This is a genomic window from Tardiphaga robiniae (assembly GCF_013359755.1).
In the GTDB taxonomy this organism is placed as follows: Bacteria; Pseudomonadota; Alphaproteobacteria; order Rhizobiales; family Xanthobacteraceae; genus Tardiphaga; species Tardiphaga robiniae.
Genome location: NZ_JABMCJ010000092.1, coordinates 74,526 through 90,666 on the forward strand (window position 1 = coordinate 74,526; position 16,141 = coordinate 90,666).

Annotated in this window: 18 protein-coding genes and 1 other RNA gene; 8 read left to right on the forward strand and 11 right to left on the reverse strand. The window is 63.0% G+C overall.

Going from position 1 to position 16,141, the window contains the following annotated elements:
• Positions 1–16 precede the first annotated feature (16 nt).
• Both nudC and HP556_RS22290 read right to left on the reverse strand, forming a co-directional pair.
• A complete protein-coding gene (nudC, locus tag HP556_RS22285; RefSeq protein WP_175368572.1) occupies positions 17–955 on the reverse strand; it encodes an NAD(+) diphosphatase in 939 nt (312 codons plus the stop codon).
• 5 nt (positions 956–960) lie between these two features.
• A complete protein-coding gene (locus HP556_RS22290) occupies positions 961–1,383 on the reverse strand; it encodes an HIT domain-containing protein (RefSeq protein WP_175368573.1) in 423 nt (140 codons plus the stop codon).
• A 180-nt stretch (positions 1,384–1,563) separates the two neighbouring features.
• Between HP556_RS22290 and ffs the strand changes: the two genes are divergently transcribed.
• The 5 genes from ffs (at position 1,564) to HP556_RS22315 (ending at position 5,117) form a co-directional block, all read left to right on the forward strand.
• Positions 1,564–1,660, forward strand: an RNA gene (gene ffs, locus HP556_RS22295) — signal recognition particle sRNA small type.
• Positions 1,661–1,830: 170 nt separating this feature from the next.
• Positions 1,831–3,708 (forward strand): DNA polymerase III subunit gamma/tau, encoded by a 1,878-nt coding sequence (locus HP556_RS22300; RefSeq protein ID WP_175368574.1) that lies wholly within the window; start codon positions 1,831–1,833, stop codon positions 3,706–3,708.
• A 21-nt stretch (positions 3,709–3,729) separates the two neighbouring features.
• On the forward strand, positions 3,730–4,050 hold the full coding sequence (locus HP556_RS22305) for a YbaB/EbfC family nucleoid-associated protein (RefSeq protein WP_089262819.1): 321 nt from the start codon (positions 3,730–3,732) through the stop codon (positions 4,048–4,050).
• Position 4,051: 1 nt separating this feature from the next.
• The gene (recR, locus tag HP556_RS22310) at positions 4,052–4,654 is read left to right on the forward strand and encodes a recombination mediator RecR (protein WP_089262818.1); all 603 of its coding nucleotides are present in this window, start codon (positions 4,052–4,054) and stop codon (positions 4,652–4,654) included.
• A gap of 16 nt (positions 4,655–4,670) precedes the next feature.
• Entirely contained in the window at positions 4,671–5,117 is a 447-nt protein-coding gene (locus tag HP556_RS22315) for a hypothetical protein (RefSeq protein WP_244628381.1), read from the forward strand.
• An 11-nt stretch (positions 5,118–5,128) separates the two neighbouring features.
• On the opposite strand, the gene HP556_RS22320 is transcribed toward HP556_RS22315, so the two are convergent.
• Both HP556_RS22320 and HP556_RS22325 read right to left on the reverse strand, forming a co-directional pair.
• The gene (locus HP556_RS22320) at positions 5,129–6,496 is read right to left on the reverse strand and encodes an AmpG family muropeptide MFS transporter (RefSeq protein ID WP_175368575.1); all 1,368 of its coding nucleotides are present in this window, start codon (positions 6,494–6,496) and stop codon (positions 5,129–5,131) included.
• Between the two features lie 40 nt (positions 6,497–6,536).
• The gene (locus tag HP556_RS22325) at positions 6,537–7,751 is read right to left on the reverse strand and encodes a DNA recombination protein RmuC (RefSeq protein ID WP_175368576.1); all 1,215 of its coding nucleotides are present in this window, start codon (positions 7,749–7,751) and stop codon (positions 6,537–6,539) included.
• 231 nt (positions 7,752–7,982) lie between these two features.
• On the opposite strand from HP556_RS22325, the gene def reads away from it, so the two are divergent.
• From def to truA, 3 genes are read left to right on the forward strand one after another with little or no spacing between them, the layout of a single operon-like run.
• Positions 7,983–8,504 carry a peptide deformylase gene (def, locus tag HP556_RS22330; RefSeq protein ID WP_175368577.1) on the forward strand — a complete coding sequence of 174 codons (522 nt, stop codon included), beginning with the start codon at positions 7,983–7,985 and terminating at the stop codon, positions 8,502–8,504.
• A gap of 39 nt (positions 8,505–8,543) precedes the next feature.
• Positions 8,544–9,476: a methionyl-tRNA formyltransferase gene (fmt, locus tag HP556_RS22335; protein ID WP_175368578.1), complete on the forward strand. Its 933-nt coding sequence runs from the start codon at positions 8,544–8,546 to the stop codon at positions 9,474–9,476.
• Complete coding sequence (truA, locus tag HP556_RS22340; RefSeq protein ID WP_175368579.1) at positions 9,476–10,216, forward strand: tRNA pseudouridine(38-40) synthase TruA; 741 nt, start codon at positions 9,476–9,478, stop codon at positions 10,214–10,216. Before fmt ends, truA begins: the two co-directional genes overlap by 1 nt.
• Here truA and HP556_RS22345 read toward each other — a convergent pair.
• The 7 genes from HP556_RS22345 to argB form a co-directional block, all read right to left on the reverse strand.
• Complete coding sequence (locus HP556_RS22345; protein ID WP_175368580.1) at positions 10,213–10,773, reverse strand: phosphorylase family protein; 561 nt, start codon at positions 10,771–10,773, stop codon at positions 10,213–10,215. The genes truA and HP556_RS22345 overlap by 4 nt on opposite strands.
• Positions 10,770–11,939 (reverse strand): succinyl-diaminopimelate desuccinylase, encoded by a 1,170-nt coding sequence (dapE, locus tag HP556_RS22350; RefSeq protein ID WP_175368581.1) that lies wholly within the window; start codon positions 11,937–11,939, stop codon positions 10,770–10,772. Before dapE ends, HP556_RS22345 begins: the two co-directional genes overlap by 4 nt.
• Positions 11,939–12,415, reverse strand: coding sequence for a DUF805 domain-containing protein (locus HP556_RS22355; protein ID WP_068732787.1), 477 nt, complete (start codon positions 12,413–12,415; stop codon positions 11,939–11,941). Before HP556_RS22355 ends, dapE begins: the two co-directional genes overlap by 1 nt.
• Before the next feature lie 69 nt (positions 12,416–12,484).
• Positions 12,485–13,330 carry a 2,3,4,5-tetrahydropyridine-2,6-dicarboxylate N-succinyltransferase gene (gene dapD / locus HP556_RS22360; protein WP_175368582.1) on the reverse strand — a complete coding sequence of 282 codons (846 nt, stop codon included), beginning with the start codon at positions 13,328–13,330 and terminating at the stop codon, positions 12,485–12,487.
• Between the two features lie 100 nt (positions 13,331–13,430).
• A complete protein-coding gene (locus tag HP556_RS22365; protein WP_175368583.1) occupies positions 13,431–14,138 on the reverse strand; it encodes a pyrimidine 5'-nucleotidase in 708 nt (235 codons plus the stop codon).
• A gap of 23 nt (positions 14,139–14,161) precedes the next feature.
• Positions 14,162–15,145, reverse strand: a complete 984-nt coding sequence (locus HP556_RS22370; protein WP_246297865.1) for a DUF1036 domain-containing protein — start codon at positions 15,143–15,145, stop codon at positions 14,162–14,164.
• Positions 15,146–15,225: 80 nt separating this feature from the next.
• Positions 15,226–16,122 (reverse strand): acetylglutamate kinase, encoded by an 897-nt coding sequence (gene argB, locus HP556_RS22375; RefSeq protein WP_120288257.1) that lies wholly within the window; start codon positions 16,120–16,122, stop codon positions 15,226–15,228.
• Positions 16,123–16,141: the final 19 nt, after the last annotated feature.

Consider the following 16,141-nt stretch of genomic DNA (forward strand, 5'->3'; position numbering starts at 1 on the left):
GAAGGATTCCCCGTGGTCAGGCTTGGTCGGGATGCAGCCAGCGACCGAGCAGATGATGCGCGATGGCGAATGGGTGCGGCCCCGCGAGCCCGTCCGGGTGTTCGCGTTTCCACATCAGCATCGCCTCGTCACGGTCAAACCACCGGGCGTCCTCAAGTTCCATTTTGTCGACGGTAATCTCGTCGCTGATGGCGCGCGCCGAACAGCCGATCATCAGGGATGACGGGTAGGGCCAGGGCTGCGTCATGTAATAGGTGACGTCGGTGCAGCGAATGCCGGCTTCCTCGAAGATCTCGCGCTTCACCGCGTCCTCGATGGTCTCGGCCGCTTCGACGAAGCCGGCGAGGCACGAATACATGCCCGGCGCGAACTGCTTCTGGCGGCCGAGCAGGCATTTGTCGCCCTTCTCCACCAGCATGATGACGACAGGATCGGTACGCGGGAAATGCTCGGTCTTGCAGCTCGGGCAAACGCGCTTCCAGCCGCCTTCGGCCATTGAGGACTTGGCGCCGCAATTGGCGCAAAACCCGTGGCGCTGATGCCAGGAGACGAGCGACTTGGCCTGTGCAACCGCCGAGAGTTGTTCCGGCGGCACCATGCCCTGCATGGCCATGCCGCGGAGTTCGCTGACGACGACATCGTCGCGGGTCAACAGCTTTTCGACGGCGGGTGCGCCGATGCCCATGCCGAACACCGCATCGCCATCACGTAGGCCCAGAAAGACAGTGCCAGGATTGGCGCCGAATTTCAGCGCCTCGTCGATGGTCAGCAGCGCGCGCTGGGCATCGCCATCCTTCTTCATGACCAGCGAGTCGCGGTAGATCACATAAGCGCGCGAGGAGCTTTTGCCCTCCAGCGCGAACAGTTTCTCGTCGCTGAAGCGCAGATGCGCGGCGCGGTCGAGCGTGTTGGAGACGAAGGCCGGATGGCCGAGCGGAAACAGCTTGCTTGTCATGATGGTCAACCGAGCCAGATCTTGCGGCGGAGTTCTGAGATGAAGCGCTGCACTTCTGCCGCGTCATGGGCGAGTGGCGGCATTACGCCCCAGATCGGCCGCGGCCAGGCGGCATCGGTCTTGCGGCGCGCGATGATATGGACGTGCAACTGCGGCACCATGTTGCCGAGCGCCGCGACATTGAGCTTGTCGCATTTGGTGGTTTCTTTGAGCGCCCGGCCGACGCGGTTGATCTCGGTCATCAACTGGCCCTGCGCGACCTCGTCGAGATCGATGATCTCGGTCGTGTCGGCGCGGCGCGGCACCAGCATCAGCCAGGGGTAGTGCGCGTCCTTCACCACCAGCACGCGGCTGAGGGGGAGGTCGCCGATGTCGATGGTGTCTTGTTGCAGCTGCTCGTGCAGCGACCAGGAGGAGGGAGCGGCCATTCTGACTCTCGATTAAGGCGCACAGCGTCGCAGGAAGCGGCTGCGCAGACAACTCCCGTCATGGCCGGTTTTGCGCGTCTGGACCACGTTTTCTTGCGACTTTCCTGCGCAAAACTTGCGGCGGACTTGCGACACGCGCCGCGCTTGCTTTCCGACCATTTTGGCCCCAAATAAGCACCGGGAGATTGGCGGTGGACGAGCCACTCGCCAATCGGGTCAGGTCCGGAAGGAAGCAGCCCTAACGAGATCCGGATCGGGTCGCTCGTCAGTCTCCTACTTGTTTTATCGAGCAAATTCAGCGTCCTGCACATGGGTCGTTAGCTCGGTGGGCGCCTTGTTCGATGAGTGAGGCAGCATCGAAGGCCGGAACCTGTGTCCCGTTCCGCCTATGATGCGCCAGATGTTCCGCAAGCCGGCTTTACGAGACAACACATTGCGGATTCCTCGATGACCGACGCTGGCACGTCCCCTCCTGATGATCACCAGAACGGTTTCGATATGGGCGTTGCCCCGGCGCCTGCTGCCGCCACGCCCTATCGCGTGCTCGCGCGTAAATACCGCCCCGGCAGTTTCGACGATCTGATCGGCCAGGACGCGCTGGTCCGCACCGTTTCCAACGCGTTCGAGACCGGCCGCATTCCGCAGGCCTGGATCCTTACCGGTGTCCGCGGTGTCGGCAAGACAACGACGGCGCGTATTCTGGCGCGCGCGCTAAATTATGAAATGGCCGATGGCTCGGTCAAAGGGCCGACCATCCACATGCCAACGCCGGGCATTCACTGCCAGGCGATCATGGAAAGCCGGCATATCGACATTCTCGAAATGGACGCCGCGTCGCATACGGGTGTCGACGATGTCCGCCAGATCAATGACAGCGTGCGCTATGCGCCCTCCAGCGCGCGCTACAAGGTCTACATCATCGACGAAGTCCACATGCTGTCGACCGCGGCCTTCAACGCGTTCCTGAAGACGCTGGAAGAGCCGCCAGAACACGCCAAGTTTGTGTTCGCCACGACCGAAATCCGTAAGGTGCCGGTGACGGTGCTGTCGCGCTGCCAGCGCTTCGATCTGCGCCGCGTCGATGCCGATGTGCTAATGACGCATCTGTCGAATATTGCTGGTAAGGAAAACGTCGAGGTCGAGCCGGAAGCGCTGGGCATCATCGCGCGTGCCGCCGAAGGCTCGGTGCGCGATTCGTTATCGCTGTTCGATCAGGCCATCGCGCATGCCGCAGGCACCGTCCGCGCCGATGCGGTGCGCCAGATGCTCGGCCTTGCTGACCGCACCCGCGTGATCGACTTGTTCGATTCGCTGGCGCGCGGCGACATCGCCAGTGCATTTAAGGAATTTCGCGAACAATACGACGTCGGCGCTGATCCGATTGTGGTGCTGAGTGATCTTGCCGAATTCGTCAATTTCGTCACCCGCGTGAAGATCGTGCCGGCAACCGCCGACAATGTCGCGTTTGGAGAGACCGAACGTCTGCGCGCGCGCGATTTCGCCTCGAAGCTGTCGATGCGGGTGCTGTCGCGGATGTGGCAGATGCTGCTCAAGGGCATCACCGAGGTGCAGGGCGCGACGCGTCCCGCCGCCGCCGCAGAGATGGTGCTGGTGCGCATCGCTTACGTTGCCGATCTGCCGACGCCGGATGAAGCGATCCGGATGCTCGACCAGAATGGCGGGACGTCGCCGATGATCCCAACGAATGGTGGAGGCCGTGCCGCGCCATCGTCCGCTCCGTCGGCATCTTTGCCGTCAGCGCAGATGCCGTCCGCCATGCCGACGATGTCAGCGAGCGCGTCGCGTGGTCCGACCATGCAGCGCGGCGGCGCGGAACCATCGCCGCGGCCGCAAGTCGGCATGGCAGATGCACCGCCCGCAGCGGTGCTGAAGATTTCCACCTTCCCTGAACTCGTCGCACTGGCCGGCGAGAAACGCGACCTGATGGTGCGCGGGGCGCTCGAAGCCGATGTGCGCCTGATCAAGATCGAAGACGGGCGGCTTGAGCTGGCGATGGAGCGCACGGCGTCGCGCACGCTGATCAACGATCTGTCGCGGAAGCTCGAACAGTGGACCGGCCGGCGTTGGGCCGTGATCGTGTCCAACGAGCAGGGACAGCCGACGCTGCGCGATCAGCAGCTCGAGCAGAAGAACGAACGCCAGCGCGCGGCGGAAGCCGATCCGCGGGTCAAGGAAGTGCTGGCACGGTTTCCGCGTGCGAAGGTCGAGGTTCGTGTCATCGCCCCTGAGCCGCCGGACTTCAACGGCAGCGATAGCGACCTGATCAGCGATGACGCGACCGACGGTCTCAACGACGACGATTAATCGAACTGCGAAGGAAAACTCATGGCTGATTTTCTCGGCATGATGAAACAGGCAGCGCAGCTGCAATCAAAGATGAAGGCGATGCAGGACGAGCTCGACCATGTCGAGGTCGAAGGCATTTCCGGCGGTGGCCTCGTGTCCGTGCGGATGACCGCGAAGACCGAAGTGAAGGCTGTGAAGATCGATCCCTCGCTGGTCAAAGCCGACGAAGTCGAGATCCTTGAGGATCTGCTGGTCACAGCGCTCGGTGATGCGCGCCGCAAGGCGGAAGCTGCGATGCAAGAGAAGATGCAGGCGCTGACCGGCGGCCTCGGTCTGCCGCCGGGGATGGGCCTTACCTGAGATGGCATCCACGGCCGGTCCGGAAATCGAGCGCCTGATTCAGCTGCTGGCGCGACTGCCCGGTCTTGGCCCGCGCTCGGCCCGGCGTGCCGCGCTGCATCTGATCAAGAAGCGCGAGGCGCTGATGACGCCGCTAGCCGGTGCCTTGCAGGTGGCGATCGACCGGATTCAGGTCTGCAAGGTCTGCAGCAATATCGATACGCAGAATCCCTGCACGATCTGCACGGACCCGCGCCGCGATCCCTCGACCATCGTGGTGGTCGCCGATGTCGCGGACTTGTGGGCGCTCGAACGCGCCCATGCGACGACGGGCAAATATCATGTATTGGGTGCAACGCTGTCGCCGCTCGACGGCGTCGGCCCGCAGGATCTGACCATCGACGCGCTGGTGTCACGTGCGCATGATTCAGAGGTGAGCGAAATCATCCTGGCGCTGAATGCGACGGTTGATGGGCAGACCACGGCACATTACATCACCGACCTCCTGCAGGAGGCCAATGTGAAGGTGACGCGGCTGGCACATGGCGTGCCGGTTGGTGGTGAACTCGATTATCTCGACGAAGGCACGCTGTCGGCAGCAATGCGACAGCGGACGCTGTTTTAAGACTGGAAGAGCATTGATGACACGATATGACTTGAAGGCTTTGCCGACCTGGGCCGCTGCGATTTGTGCGGCCGGCCTGTTTGCTACGGCTGCCAGAGGCGCGACCGAAACGCCGGCTCCGCCAGCCGCACCGGTGGCACCGAAGACCATGAAGATCGGCGATGTGCTGACCGGGCAGCTCAACGCCATGCGCAGCCGCGATGCCAAGGGCAAGCGCACCAATGTGTATCAAGTGGTCAGCGAGCCGCGTCGGCTGCCGGCGCCTGCAGGGCTGTGCAATCTTGAGACCGGACCTGAGACGTTCGAGATCGTCGTTGCCAATGACGTGCAGGCCACGCAGCTGAAGAAGCTTGTCGGCCAGGAAGTTGCGCTCAAGGTTGCTGAAGTCACCTGCGCCGAGCAGGCCGGGCAGATGAGTGAAGCGCTGGTGACGAAATGGAGCGTGGTGACGAAGCCGAACTGAGTTCGCTTCGGTTAAACCCGTACCGGCCCCAGCATCTCGAAATGCGCGCGGCGCTGCAGCCAGATCAGGAGGATCAGGCTCGGCACCGCGACGACCACGCTGATGACGAAGAACATCGGCCATCCCGTCGCCTGCGCGACGTAACCTGCACCTGCCGACAGATAGGTCCGCCCCACCGCAGCGAGCGCCGTGAGCAGCGCATATTGCGTGGCTGTGTGCAGCGGGTTTTTGCACAGCGCCGAAAGGTAGGCCACGAAGATCACCGTACCGATGGCGCTGGTGAAATTCTCGACCGAGATGGCCAGTGCCAGCGCCCATTGATTGACGCCGACGATGGCGAGCCACGAGAATGCCAGGTTGGACAGCGCCTGCAACACAGCGCCGATCCACAGGCTCGCCGCCAGCGAATAGCGCCGCGCCACGAAGCCGCCAGCGAAGCCGCCGATCAGCGTGGCGGCAAGGCCGACGCCTTTGACGATGGCGGCGTAGTCGTTGCGGGTGAAGCCGAGATCAATCACGAACGGCGCTGTCATGGTGCCGGAAAAGGCGTCGGTGAATTTGAACAGCACGACAAAGGCCAGCGCGGCCCAGGCGTCCTTGCGGGCCAGAAACTCGGAGAACGCGCCGATTGCAGCCTGCAGCACGCGCGTGAAGGCGCTGTCGCCGCGCGTGGCGGCTTCGGCCTGCGCGGATTGCTCGGGCTCGGTGGCCGCAAGCGCTGTGACTGTGCCGATCAGCACCATCGCAGCCATCGCCACATAGCCCCACATCCAGGCGGTGGAGCGCGCGATGCCCGTGCTCTCGAAGGCGCTGACCAGAAACAGCACGCCGGCGGTCGAGATCAGCATGCCGATGCGATAGGCCGCGACATAAGACGCCATGCCGGCCGCCTGTTCGCTCTCCGGCAGGCTCTCCACACGAAACGCATCGACAACGATGTCCTGTGTCGACGACATCGCTGCGACCAGTAGCGCGCCGAGGGCGACGAACAGTGGCGAGCGGGCGGGGTCAGTGAGCGCCAGCAGCAGGATCGCGCCGATCAGCAGCAGTTGTGAAAATACCAGCCAACCGCGGCGGCGGCCGAACTGTCGCGTGAAGAAGGGCACATGCAGCGCATCGACCAGCGGCGCCCAAAGGAATTTCAGCGTGTAGGGCGTGCCAACAAGAGCGAACAGCCCGATGGTGCCGAGATCGACGCCGGATTCGCGCATCCACACCAGCAGCGTGGAACCGGACAATGCAAGCGGCAGACCCGACGACAGACCAAGCAGCAGCACGATCAGCACCCGCGGCTGCAGATACACCGCCATGCTCTCGAGCCAGGTGGCACGGGGCTTCAAGGCGAGGGCGGCTTCGGACGAGTCAGGCGCGCTGGTCATGGGGAAGGGTTAGCAGATTCGGGGGAAAGCGGCCTGTGGCCTATTCCCCCGCCTGCAGCTTGCGCGGCAGTGGCGCGAACATATCGGGGGCGGCGGTCTTCGCGATGACCGGGGCTATCTCGGCCGCCGGCTCGCTCTTGCTGAAATCCAGTTCCTCGATGCGGCCGGCGCGCTTTTCGATCTTGTCGGCGGAAATCAGTATCTGGCGGACGTCCTCATTGGCTTGTCCGAAATGGGTCTGCAGCTTTATCACGCGATCGCGCAACCGGGTGAGGTCGTCGCCCAGATTCAGTACCTCGGTGCGGATCTGGTCGGCGGCGTCGCGCATCCGCGCGTCCTTCAGGATTTGCTGCATCACCTGGATAGCCAGCATCAGCAGCGAGGGGGAAACCAGCACGACGCGGGCGCGATAGGCCTTCTGGATGATGTCGTCGAAGCCGTCATGGATTTCCGCATAGACGGATTCCGACGGCACGAACATCAGCGCCGTATCCTGCGTCTCGCCGGCAACCAGATACTTCTCGGCGATGTCGGTGACATGTTTCATCACGTCCGCGCGCAAGCGCTGCGCCGCGTATTTCTTCTCCTCGTCGCTGCGCGCGTCATGCAGCGCCGTGACGGCCTCCAAAGGGAATTTCGCATCGATGCACAGTGGACGCTGATCCGGCAGGAAGATCACGCAGTCCGGCCGTTTGCCCGACGATAGCGTGTGCTGGAACGCATAGGCGCCGCTCGGCATGCCGTCCTTGACGATGCTTTCCATCCGCGCCTGACCGAACGCGCCACGCGACTGCTTGTTGGCAAGTACGTCACGCAAGGTCGTCACCTGCGAGGTGAGGTCCGTGAGGTTCTTGTGGGCGTTGTCGATGATGCCCAGCCGCTCATGCAGCGCGCTCAGGCTTTCCATCGTGTTGCGGGTGGTCTGTTCCATGGATTGGCCGACGCGATGGGTCACCGAGTCCAGCCGCTCGGACACCGCGCGTGCCATGTCGGCCTGACGGCCGGCCAATGCCTGGCCCATGGCATCGACGCGGCCGGTGGCTTCGTTCTGTGCTTTCAGCACTTCGCTGAGGCGTTCTTCCAGTTCGTCGGCGCGGATCGCCTGGGCCATGGCCATGGCGGCGCCGCGGCTACCGGAGCGAGCGATGATGATGGCGATGGTGAGCAGCAAACCCAGCGCCAGAGCACTGAAGCCCATCAATGCCACGCCGGCGGTGACCGGCATGTCGCCGATCATGAAAAGAATCTCGTTCATCCCATCCTTGTAGCCGATTCGGTCGGTTGCGCGAACGAAGAGGGAACATTTATGGTTAATGCAAAATGAATTTTCCTGGTTAACCCAAGCCTAAGAAATGTGGTTAAGCAGACCTTAACCGACATGGTTAACCACACCTCAATTTTCATGGTTAGCGGGAAGTTAACGTCCTTCAAAGTCCAGCTTTTCCAGCGGATTGACCCGGACCGGCGCGCAGATTAAATCGCCGCCATGGCCATTCGTGAAATCATTATCCTGCCCGACAAACAGTTGCGGCTGATCTCCAAACCAGTCGAGAAGGTGACGTCAGAGGTGCGCAAGCTCGCCGACGACATGTTCGAGACGATGTATGACGCACCCGGGATCGGGCTGGCGGCGATCCAGATCGCGGTTCCGCTGCGGCTGATCACCATGGACATCGCCAAGAAGGACGATGAGGAGGACGGCAAGAAGCCGCGTGTCTTCATCAATCCGGAGGTCATCTCGGCCTCGGAAGAGCTCTCGGTCTATGAAGAGGGCTGCCTGTCGATTCCTGAATATTACGAGGAAGTGGAACGTCCGGCGACAGTGCGGATCCGCTATATGGACCTCGACGGCAAGACCATCGAGGAAGAGGCCTCTGGCCTGTTCGCGACCTGCATTCAGCACGAGATCGACCATCTCAATGGCGTGCTGTTCGTCGATTACCTGTCAAAGCTGAAGCGCGACCGCGTGCTGAAGAAGTTCACCAAGCTCGCCAAGCGCGCGGAGTAGGTTTCTCCGCGTAACGCTGCAACAGATCGGCTCCGACCTATGTCGCTTCGTTTGATCTTCATGGGCACGCCGGATTTCGCGGTGCCGACGCTGCTCGAACTCGTGGCCCATGGCCATGAGATCGTGACGGTCTATACCCGCGAAGCAAAGCCCGCGGGCCGTGGCATGAAGCTGCAGCCGACGCCCGTGGCGCGCGAGGCGGAACGGCTCGGCATTCCCGTGTTCACGCCGAAGACGCTGCGCACGCCGGAGGCGGAAGCCGAGTTCCGGTCGCACGAGGCCGAAGCTGCGGTCGTCGTTGCCTATGGCATGATCCTGCCGCAGAACATTCTCGATGTCCCGCCTCTCGGCTGTTTCAACCTGCACGGCTCGCTGCTGCCGCGCTGGCGCGGCGCTGCACCGATCAATCGCGCCATCATGGAAGGCGACGCCGAGAGCGGCGTCATGGTGATGAAGATGGATGTCGGCCTCGACACCGGCGATGTCGCCATGGCCGAGCGCCTGGCGATCACCGATGCGATGACGGCACTGGACCTGCATGATGCACTGGCGCCGCTCGGCGCCGACCTGATGGTGCGGGCCATGGGTGCGCTGGAAAGGGGACGGCTGAGCCTGACCCCGCAGAGCGCAGACGGCGTCACTTACGCGGCCAAGATCGACAAGGCGGAGGCCAAGATCGACTGGTCGAAGCCGGCGCGCGAGGTGCTCAGGCATTGCCATGGGCTGTCACCGTTTCCCGGCGCGTGGTGCGAAGTGCCGATCGAGGGCGAGGCGGTACGCGTGAAGGTTCTGCGCTGCGAGCTTGCAAAGGGCGCGGGTGCGCCCGGCGAGATCATCGACGATCAGCTCACCATCGCCTGCGGCGAGGGCGCGATCCGGATCATCGACCTGCAGCGCGCCGGCAAGCAGCCGATGAAGGCCAGTGAATTTCTGCGTGGCACGCCGCTGAAGCCGCCTCTGCAGGTGGGCTGATGCCGCGCTACAAGATGATCATCGAATATGACGGCGCGCCATTTTCCGGATGGCAGGTGCAGGCCAACGCGACGCTGACCGTACAGGGCGCGCTGGAGCGTGCCGCCGAGGCCATCTGCGGCGAGCCGATCCGCGTCCATGGCGCCGGTCGCACCGATGCCGGCGTCCATGCGCTCGGCCAGGTCGCCCATTGCGACGTGCCGAAAGTGCTGGTGCCGGGTCGCTTTCGCGATGGCATGAATGCCCATCTGCGGCCGCATCCGGTCGGCGTGCTGTCGGCGGATATCGTGCCGGATGATTTCGAGGCGCGGTTCTCGGCCATCAAACGCCACTATGTCTATCGCATCACCAATCGTCGCGCGAACCTCGCCGTCGATGCCGGCCGGGTCTGGCGCGTGCCGCGCCCGCTCAATGTCGCTGCCATGAGCGAGGCTGCGAAGCGTTTGCTCGGTCGACACGACTTCACGACCTTTCGCGATACCGAATGCCAGGCCAAGTCGCCGATCCGCACGCTCGATCAGCTCGATGTGGTGCAGAACGGTGAGGCGATCACTATCACGACCTCCGCACGCTCGTTCCTGCACAGCCAGGTGCGCTCGATGGTTGGCTCACTGGTCTGGGTCGGCAACGGCCGCTGGACGCCGGACGACCTGGCTGCGGCGCTTGCCGCGAAGGACCGCAGCGCCTGCGGCATCGTGGCGCCGCCGGATGGGCTGTATCTGGTAAAGGTCGACTACTAGACCTTCACGCCCTTCATCGCGTCCCAGAACAGATCCTGGCCATTCGCGACATTCGCCGTCCAATGCTCATGCGCAAAATCATTGGCGTCGTCGGTGATGAACTTGAAGGCGCGCCAGGGAATGCCGTGGCGCAGGCAGACCTGCGCGATGGCAAACAGTTCCATATCGACGATATCGACATTGTTCGTCACCAGCCAAGGATCGGTGGAGGTGACGAAACTGTCACCACTGCCGCAGATCACGCCGCGCTGGCCCGAGACCAGGCGGTCGAGATCGGGCGCAAAGGGCGTGCGGCCGCGCGGCGCCAACGGCTCGGCATTCATGTCGCGCTGGATCACGTCGCTGACCTCGATCAGGCCGTTGAGTTTGGTGTTTAGCTTGCCGGCGGTGCCGTAGTTCACGACGAGCTTTGGCTGCATGGCCTGCACAGCCTGAAGTGTTGCGATCGTGGTGTTGATCTTGCCGACGCCGGTGAAAATCACCTCGATCTCGGCAGGCGCGCGTGATTTGTCGAGCTCGCTTTCGAGCGCGGTGAGGACGAGAATCTTGCCGTTCATGCGAAATACCGATCCAGCACGCCACGATAGATTTGGGTGAGCTTCTCCAGATCGGCAACCTTCGTGTGTTCGTCGATCTGATGCATGGTCTGCCCGACCAAGCCGAATTCAATCACCGGGCAGTAGTTCTTGATGAAGCGCGCATCCGAAGTTCCGCCGCCCGTGTTGAGATCCGGTGTACGGCCGGTGACATCCTTGATCGCGGCGACGACCGTATCGGTAAAGGCGCCGGGCTTTGTGACGAAGCTATCCGAATTGCTCGGCTCCCAGATCACATGCGCGCGAATGCGATTGCCGGCGGCAGTTGCGACGCGTGCATCGATCAGGTCGCGCAATGACGCCTGCGTGTGATGGTCGTTGAAGCGGATATTGAACTTCGCCCGCGCTTGCGCGGGGATGACGTTGGTCGCCTTGTTGCCGACATCCACCGAGGTGAATTCGAGATTGGACGGCTGAAACTGCGCATTGCCCTGATCGAGCGGATCGCTGCTCAGCGCTGTGATCAACGCGGCGATATCCGGTACCGGATTCGATGCGCGATGCGGATAGGCGACATGGCCCTGCACGCCATCGACGACCAGCGTGCCTGATTGCGACCCGCGGCGTCCGATCTTGATGGTGTCGCCCATCTCCTCGACATTCGAGGGCTCGCCGACGATGCAATGATCGAACTGTTCGCCACGCTCGGCCGCCCATTGGAGCAGCTTCACGGTGCCATTGACGGCAATGCCTTCTTCGTCGCCGGTGATCAGGAAGGAGATCGAGCCGCCGCCGCCCTTTTGCGGCTTGCCGTCATTCGCCGCCAGATAGTCCAGCACGGCGGCGACTGACGCGGCGATGCCACCCTTCATGTCCACCGCGCCGCGGCCGTAGAGCAGGCCGTTCGTCACGTCGCCGGAGAAAGCGCCATGGGTCCACGCCGCTTCATCACCGGGCGGCACCACGTCGGTATGGCCAGCAAAACAGATATGCGGCGCGGAAGTCCCGATACGGGCATAGAGGTTTTCGATGTCGGCGCTGCCTTCCTCGCTGAAGGTGACGCGATGGACTTCGAAGCCGGCCGACGTCAGCAGGCTCTCAAGCACGCCGAGGGCGCCGGCGTCAGCAGGAGTGACTGAGGGGCAGCGGAGAAGATCTTGAGCGATGGAGAGAGCGTCGGTGGACATCAGACCCTTGGTGCAGTGGCAAGCGCGGCAAGCGGATCGGGACCGTATTCGTTCGGCCCGGCGGTGCCGCGCAGGAAGCCCAGTTCGACGATGGCCCAGATGGTCACGGCGAAGCTGGCGATATGAAAGACGAAGCTGGTGCTCGCGCTGCTGGTGCTGCCGATGCCGCTGAGGACGCTCGGCCCAAGCCAGAACACCAGGATCCACCAGCCGCTCTTCTCGCGGTCGTGCAGCCGCTTGATGCCGGTGGCGATGCCGGACCAGGTGCCGGCGACGATCAGGACGATAGCGGCCAGCCACAGCAGCAACGCGCCGCCGACCATGCTGAACAGCCGGTCGGTGTCGAATCCGCCGAGCCACATCACGGCAGCAGCCACGAAGGCGATCCAGGCCACTATGTAGATCAGGATCGCGAGCCAGTATTTGCCGCGGTTGATCCGTCCCTTGAAGCTGAAAAGCAGCGTGGTCCAGTCCATGGCAGCCCTCAATTCAACGGATCGGTCCGGTTTGCACGATGCTACGCGCAAACCGGACGAAACGACAAATCAGTCGCGCAGCAGTTCGTTGATGCTGGTCTTGGAGCGGGTGCGCTCGTCGACACGCTTCACGATCACGGCGCAGGCGGTGGAGGGGCCGATCTGGCCGTTCTTCATCGGCTTGCCGGGCAGGTTGCCGGGGACCAGCACCGCATATTCCGGCACTTCGCCGACGAACACTTCGCCCGTTTCGCGATCGACGATCTTGGTCGATGCGCCCAGGAAGACGCCCATGGCCAGCACCGCGCCCTTGCGCACGATCACGCCTTCAGCGACTTCCGAGCGGGCGCCGATGAAGCAGTCGTCTTCGATGATCACCGGGCCCGCCTGCAGCGGCTCCAGCACGCCGCCGATGCCCACGCCGCCCGAAATGTGCACGCGCTTGCCGATCTGGGCGCAGGAGCCCACCGTCGACCAGGTGTCGACCATGGAGCTCTCATCGACATAGGCGCCGAGATTGACGAAAGACGGCATCAGCACGACGTTCCTGGCGATGAAGGCCGACTTGCGCACGATGGCGCCCGGTACAGAGCGGAAGCCGGCGTCGCGGAAGCTGTTGTCGCCCCATCCCTCGAACTTCGAGGGCACCTTGTCCCACCAGGCCGCGCCGCCGGGACCACCAGAGATCTGCGCCATGTCATTGAGGCGGAACGACAGCAGCACGGCCTTCTTCAGCCACTGGTTCACGGTCCACTTGCCGTTGTCGGCGCGGACGGCGACGCGGGCCTCGCCCTTGTCGAGCAGGTTCAGCGCCTGATCGACAGCGTCGCGGACTTCACCCTTGGTCGAGGCGTTGACGTTATCGCGCGCGTCGAAGGCGGCATTGATGGTGGATTCGAGGGCGGTCAGCGACATCGCGATTTCCTTGGGCAGATCGTGGGTAAAAGGTGATTTCTTGAAGCTTTTGTCGGGATTTGGCCGGGGAGAGTCAAGACGCGCGGGCGGCCATCCCGTCCTACCGCGCCGCGTTCAGCGCGGCCAGAAAACCCGTCAGATCGTCGGTGACGTGGTCGACATGGTCGTCGTCGCGGCCTTCCAGCTCCCAGTCCTCGCGCACGACCTCCTTGGCGCCGTCGGGCACGATCAGCACGGTGGTCATGCCGAGTTTGTGCGGCACCACGAGGTTGCGCGACAGGTCCTCGAACATGGCGGCTTTGGACGGATCGACGCCGTGTAGGCGCAAGAATTTATCATAGGTCTGCTGAGCGGGCTTCGGTTCAAGATCGGCGGCGATGATGTCGAAGATCGCTTCGAACTGGTCGGCGAAACCGAGGCGCTCCAGTACCGCGCCGGCATGGGCGACCGAGCCGTTAGTCAGGATCAGTTTGCGGCCTGGCAGTTGTGCGATCGCGGCGCCCATCACCGGATTGGGCTCGAGAGGCGAATGATCGATCTCGTGGACGAAAGCCAGAAAGTCGTCGGCGCGGACGCCGTGTTCGGTCATCATGCCGCGCATGGTGGTGCCGTAACGCTTGTAATAGTCCTTCTGAACCTTGAAGGCCGCGTCGGGCGAAATCCTGAGGAAGTTCGCGACGAAGTCGCGGATCTTGCCATCGACCTGCTGCCACAGGTTCACGTGGTGTGGATACAGCGTGTTGTCGAGATCGAACACCCATGTCTCGACATGGGTGAAGGCGCGCGGCGATTTGGTCGGCAGGGTCATTGATTGTCTCTGTTGTCCGGTCGTCACGGCGTCGCAAAGCGCAGCGTCTTGCCGCCGCCCGACATGTCGACGATAGCGAAGCCGGCGCTGGTGAGGCCGCGAGTATTGCAGTCATTGTGTTCGCGAATCTCGAATTTGCTCTCGCGCGTGCACAGCATGCGAACGCCGCCCCAGTTCAGCGGCTTGTCGTTGAGCTTGATGCCGCGGCCATTGTCGTCGACGGCCTCGGCGAAACTGAGGATCTGGCGGGGTTGGCCGACAACATCCGGTCGCAGGCATTTGCCTGGTTCGATGCGATACCAGCCGCGGCTGACAACGCCCTTGCCATCATCGGTCGCGACTGACGCCATCACCTTGTAGGACGTGTCGTTGCACCAGGTGAGGCCTGTTGCGGAGGGCGCCTGCACGGCGGCGATCATTGTCTCGAAGAAATTCGGCGTTGAAACCACATCGGCAGCAAGACTACGGCTCTTGAGGAAGGACGAGAGCGCGCTCTGGGTCTTCGGCCCATCCACGCCGTCGATGGGCGCGGCGTCGTAACCGGCGATCACCAGCAGGCGCTGGATCGCGGCGAGCTTGGCCTGTTCGTCGTCATATTCGCTGTCTTCCGCGAGATAGGCGACCATGTTGCCGTCGTCGGTCTGCGTCGGCTTGATCATCGTGAACGGCACTTGTGACTGTCCGGCACGGCATTGCCGGGCAGCAGCGATGACGAAGTTATCCGGCGCGATGCACAGGTTGTCGGTGCCGTTCTGCGCCACGGGTGAGGCGCCATAGATGCTGAGCGCGCGGGCATGCAGCAGGATGCGGTCGGCTGTCAGCGTGCCCTGTACGACGACGCGGCACTGCGCGGGGTCGATGCGAAACCAGCCGCGCGTCGCGCTGGCGCTCTTGTCGTCGATGCCGATGGCGGCTTCGACGACATAGCTCATGCGGTTGCAAAGTTTGAGATCGGCGCGGGCGGCCGTGTTGGCAAATAGCCAGATGATGCTGGCGAGAAGCGTCAACGATGTTTTTCGCGCCCACCAGCCAGACGCGAATGGCCGGGACAAGCCCGGCCATGACGACGTGTGATGTGGTGCGTCCATCACTTGTGAATCAGTGTGCCCGTGCCCTGATTGGTGAAGAGTTCGAGCAGCACGGCATGCGGGGTCTTGCCGTCGATGATGACGACGCCTTCGACGCCCTGTTCGAGCGAATAGATGCAGGTCTCGACTTTCGGGATCATGCCGCCGGAAATAGTGCCGTCGGCGATCAGCTTGCGGGCATCCTTGATCGACAGTTCCGGGATCAGCTTCTTCGACTTGTCGAGCACGCCCGGCACGTCGGTGAGCAGAAGCAGGCGCTTGGCCTTCAGCGCGCCTGCGACGGCGCCGGCAAAGGTATCGGCATTGACGTTGAAGGTCTTGCCGTCTTTGCTTGCTGCGAGCGGCGCCAGCACCGGGATCAGCTCATAGCCGATCAGCTGGTTCAGCAACGTCAGGTCGACTTTTTCGGGCTCGCCGACAAAGCCGAGATCGACCACCTTCTCGATGTTCGAATCGGGATCGACCATGGTGCGCGTCGCCTTCGACGCGGTGACCATGTTGCCGTCCTTGCCGCAGAGACCAACGGCCTTGCCGCCGGCTTCGTTGATGTAGCTGACGATCTGTTTGTTGATCGAGCCGGCCAGCACCATCTCGACGATCTCGATGGTCGCCGCGTCGGTGATGCGCAATCCGGCGGCGAATTCCGACTTGATGCCGAGGCGCGTCAGCATCTGGGCGATCTGCGGGCCGCCGCCATGCACGACCACCGGATTGATGGCGGTCTGCTCCAAGAGGACGATATCGCGGGCAAATGCGCGGGCCGTATCCTCGGCGCCCATGGCATGCCCGCCATATTTGATGACGATCGTCTCTTCGTCATATTGCTGCATGTGGGGCAGCGCCTCCGACAGGATGCGGGCCTGGTCGAGAGCACTGATGATGGGCGCGTCGGTCATGAAGCGGATCTCACGGTGA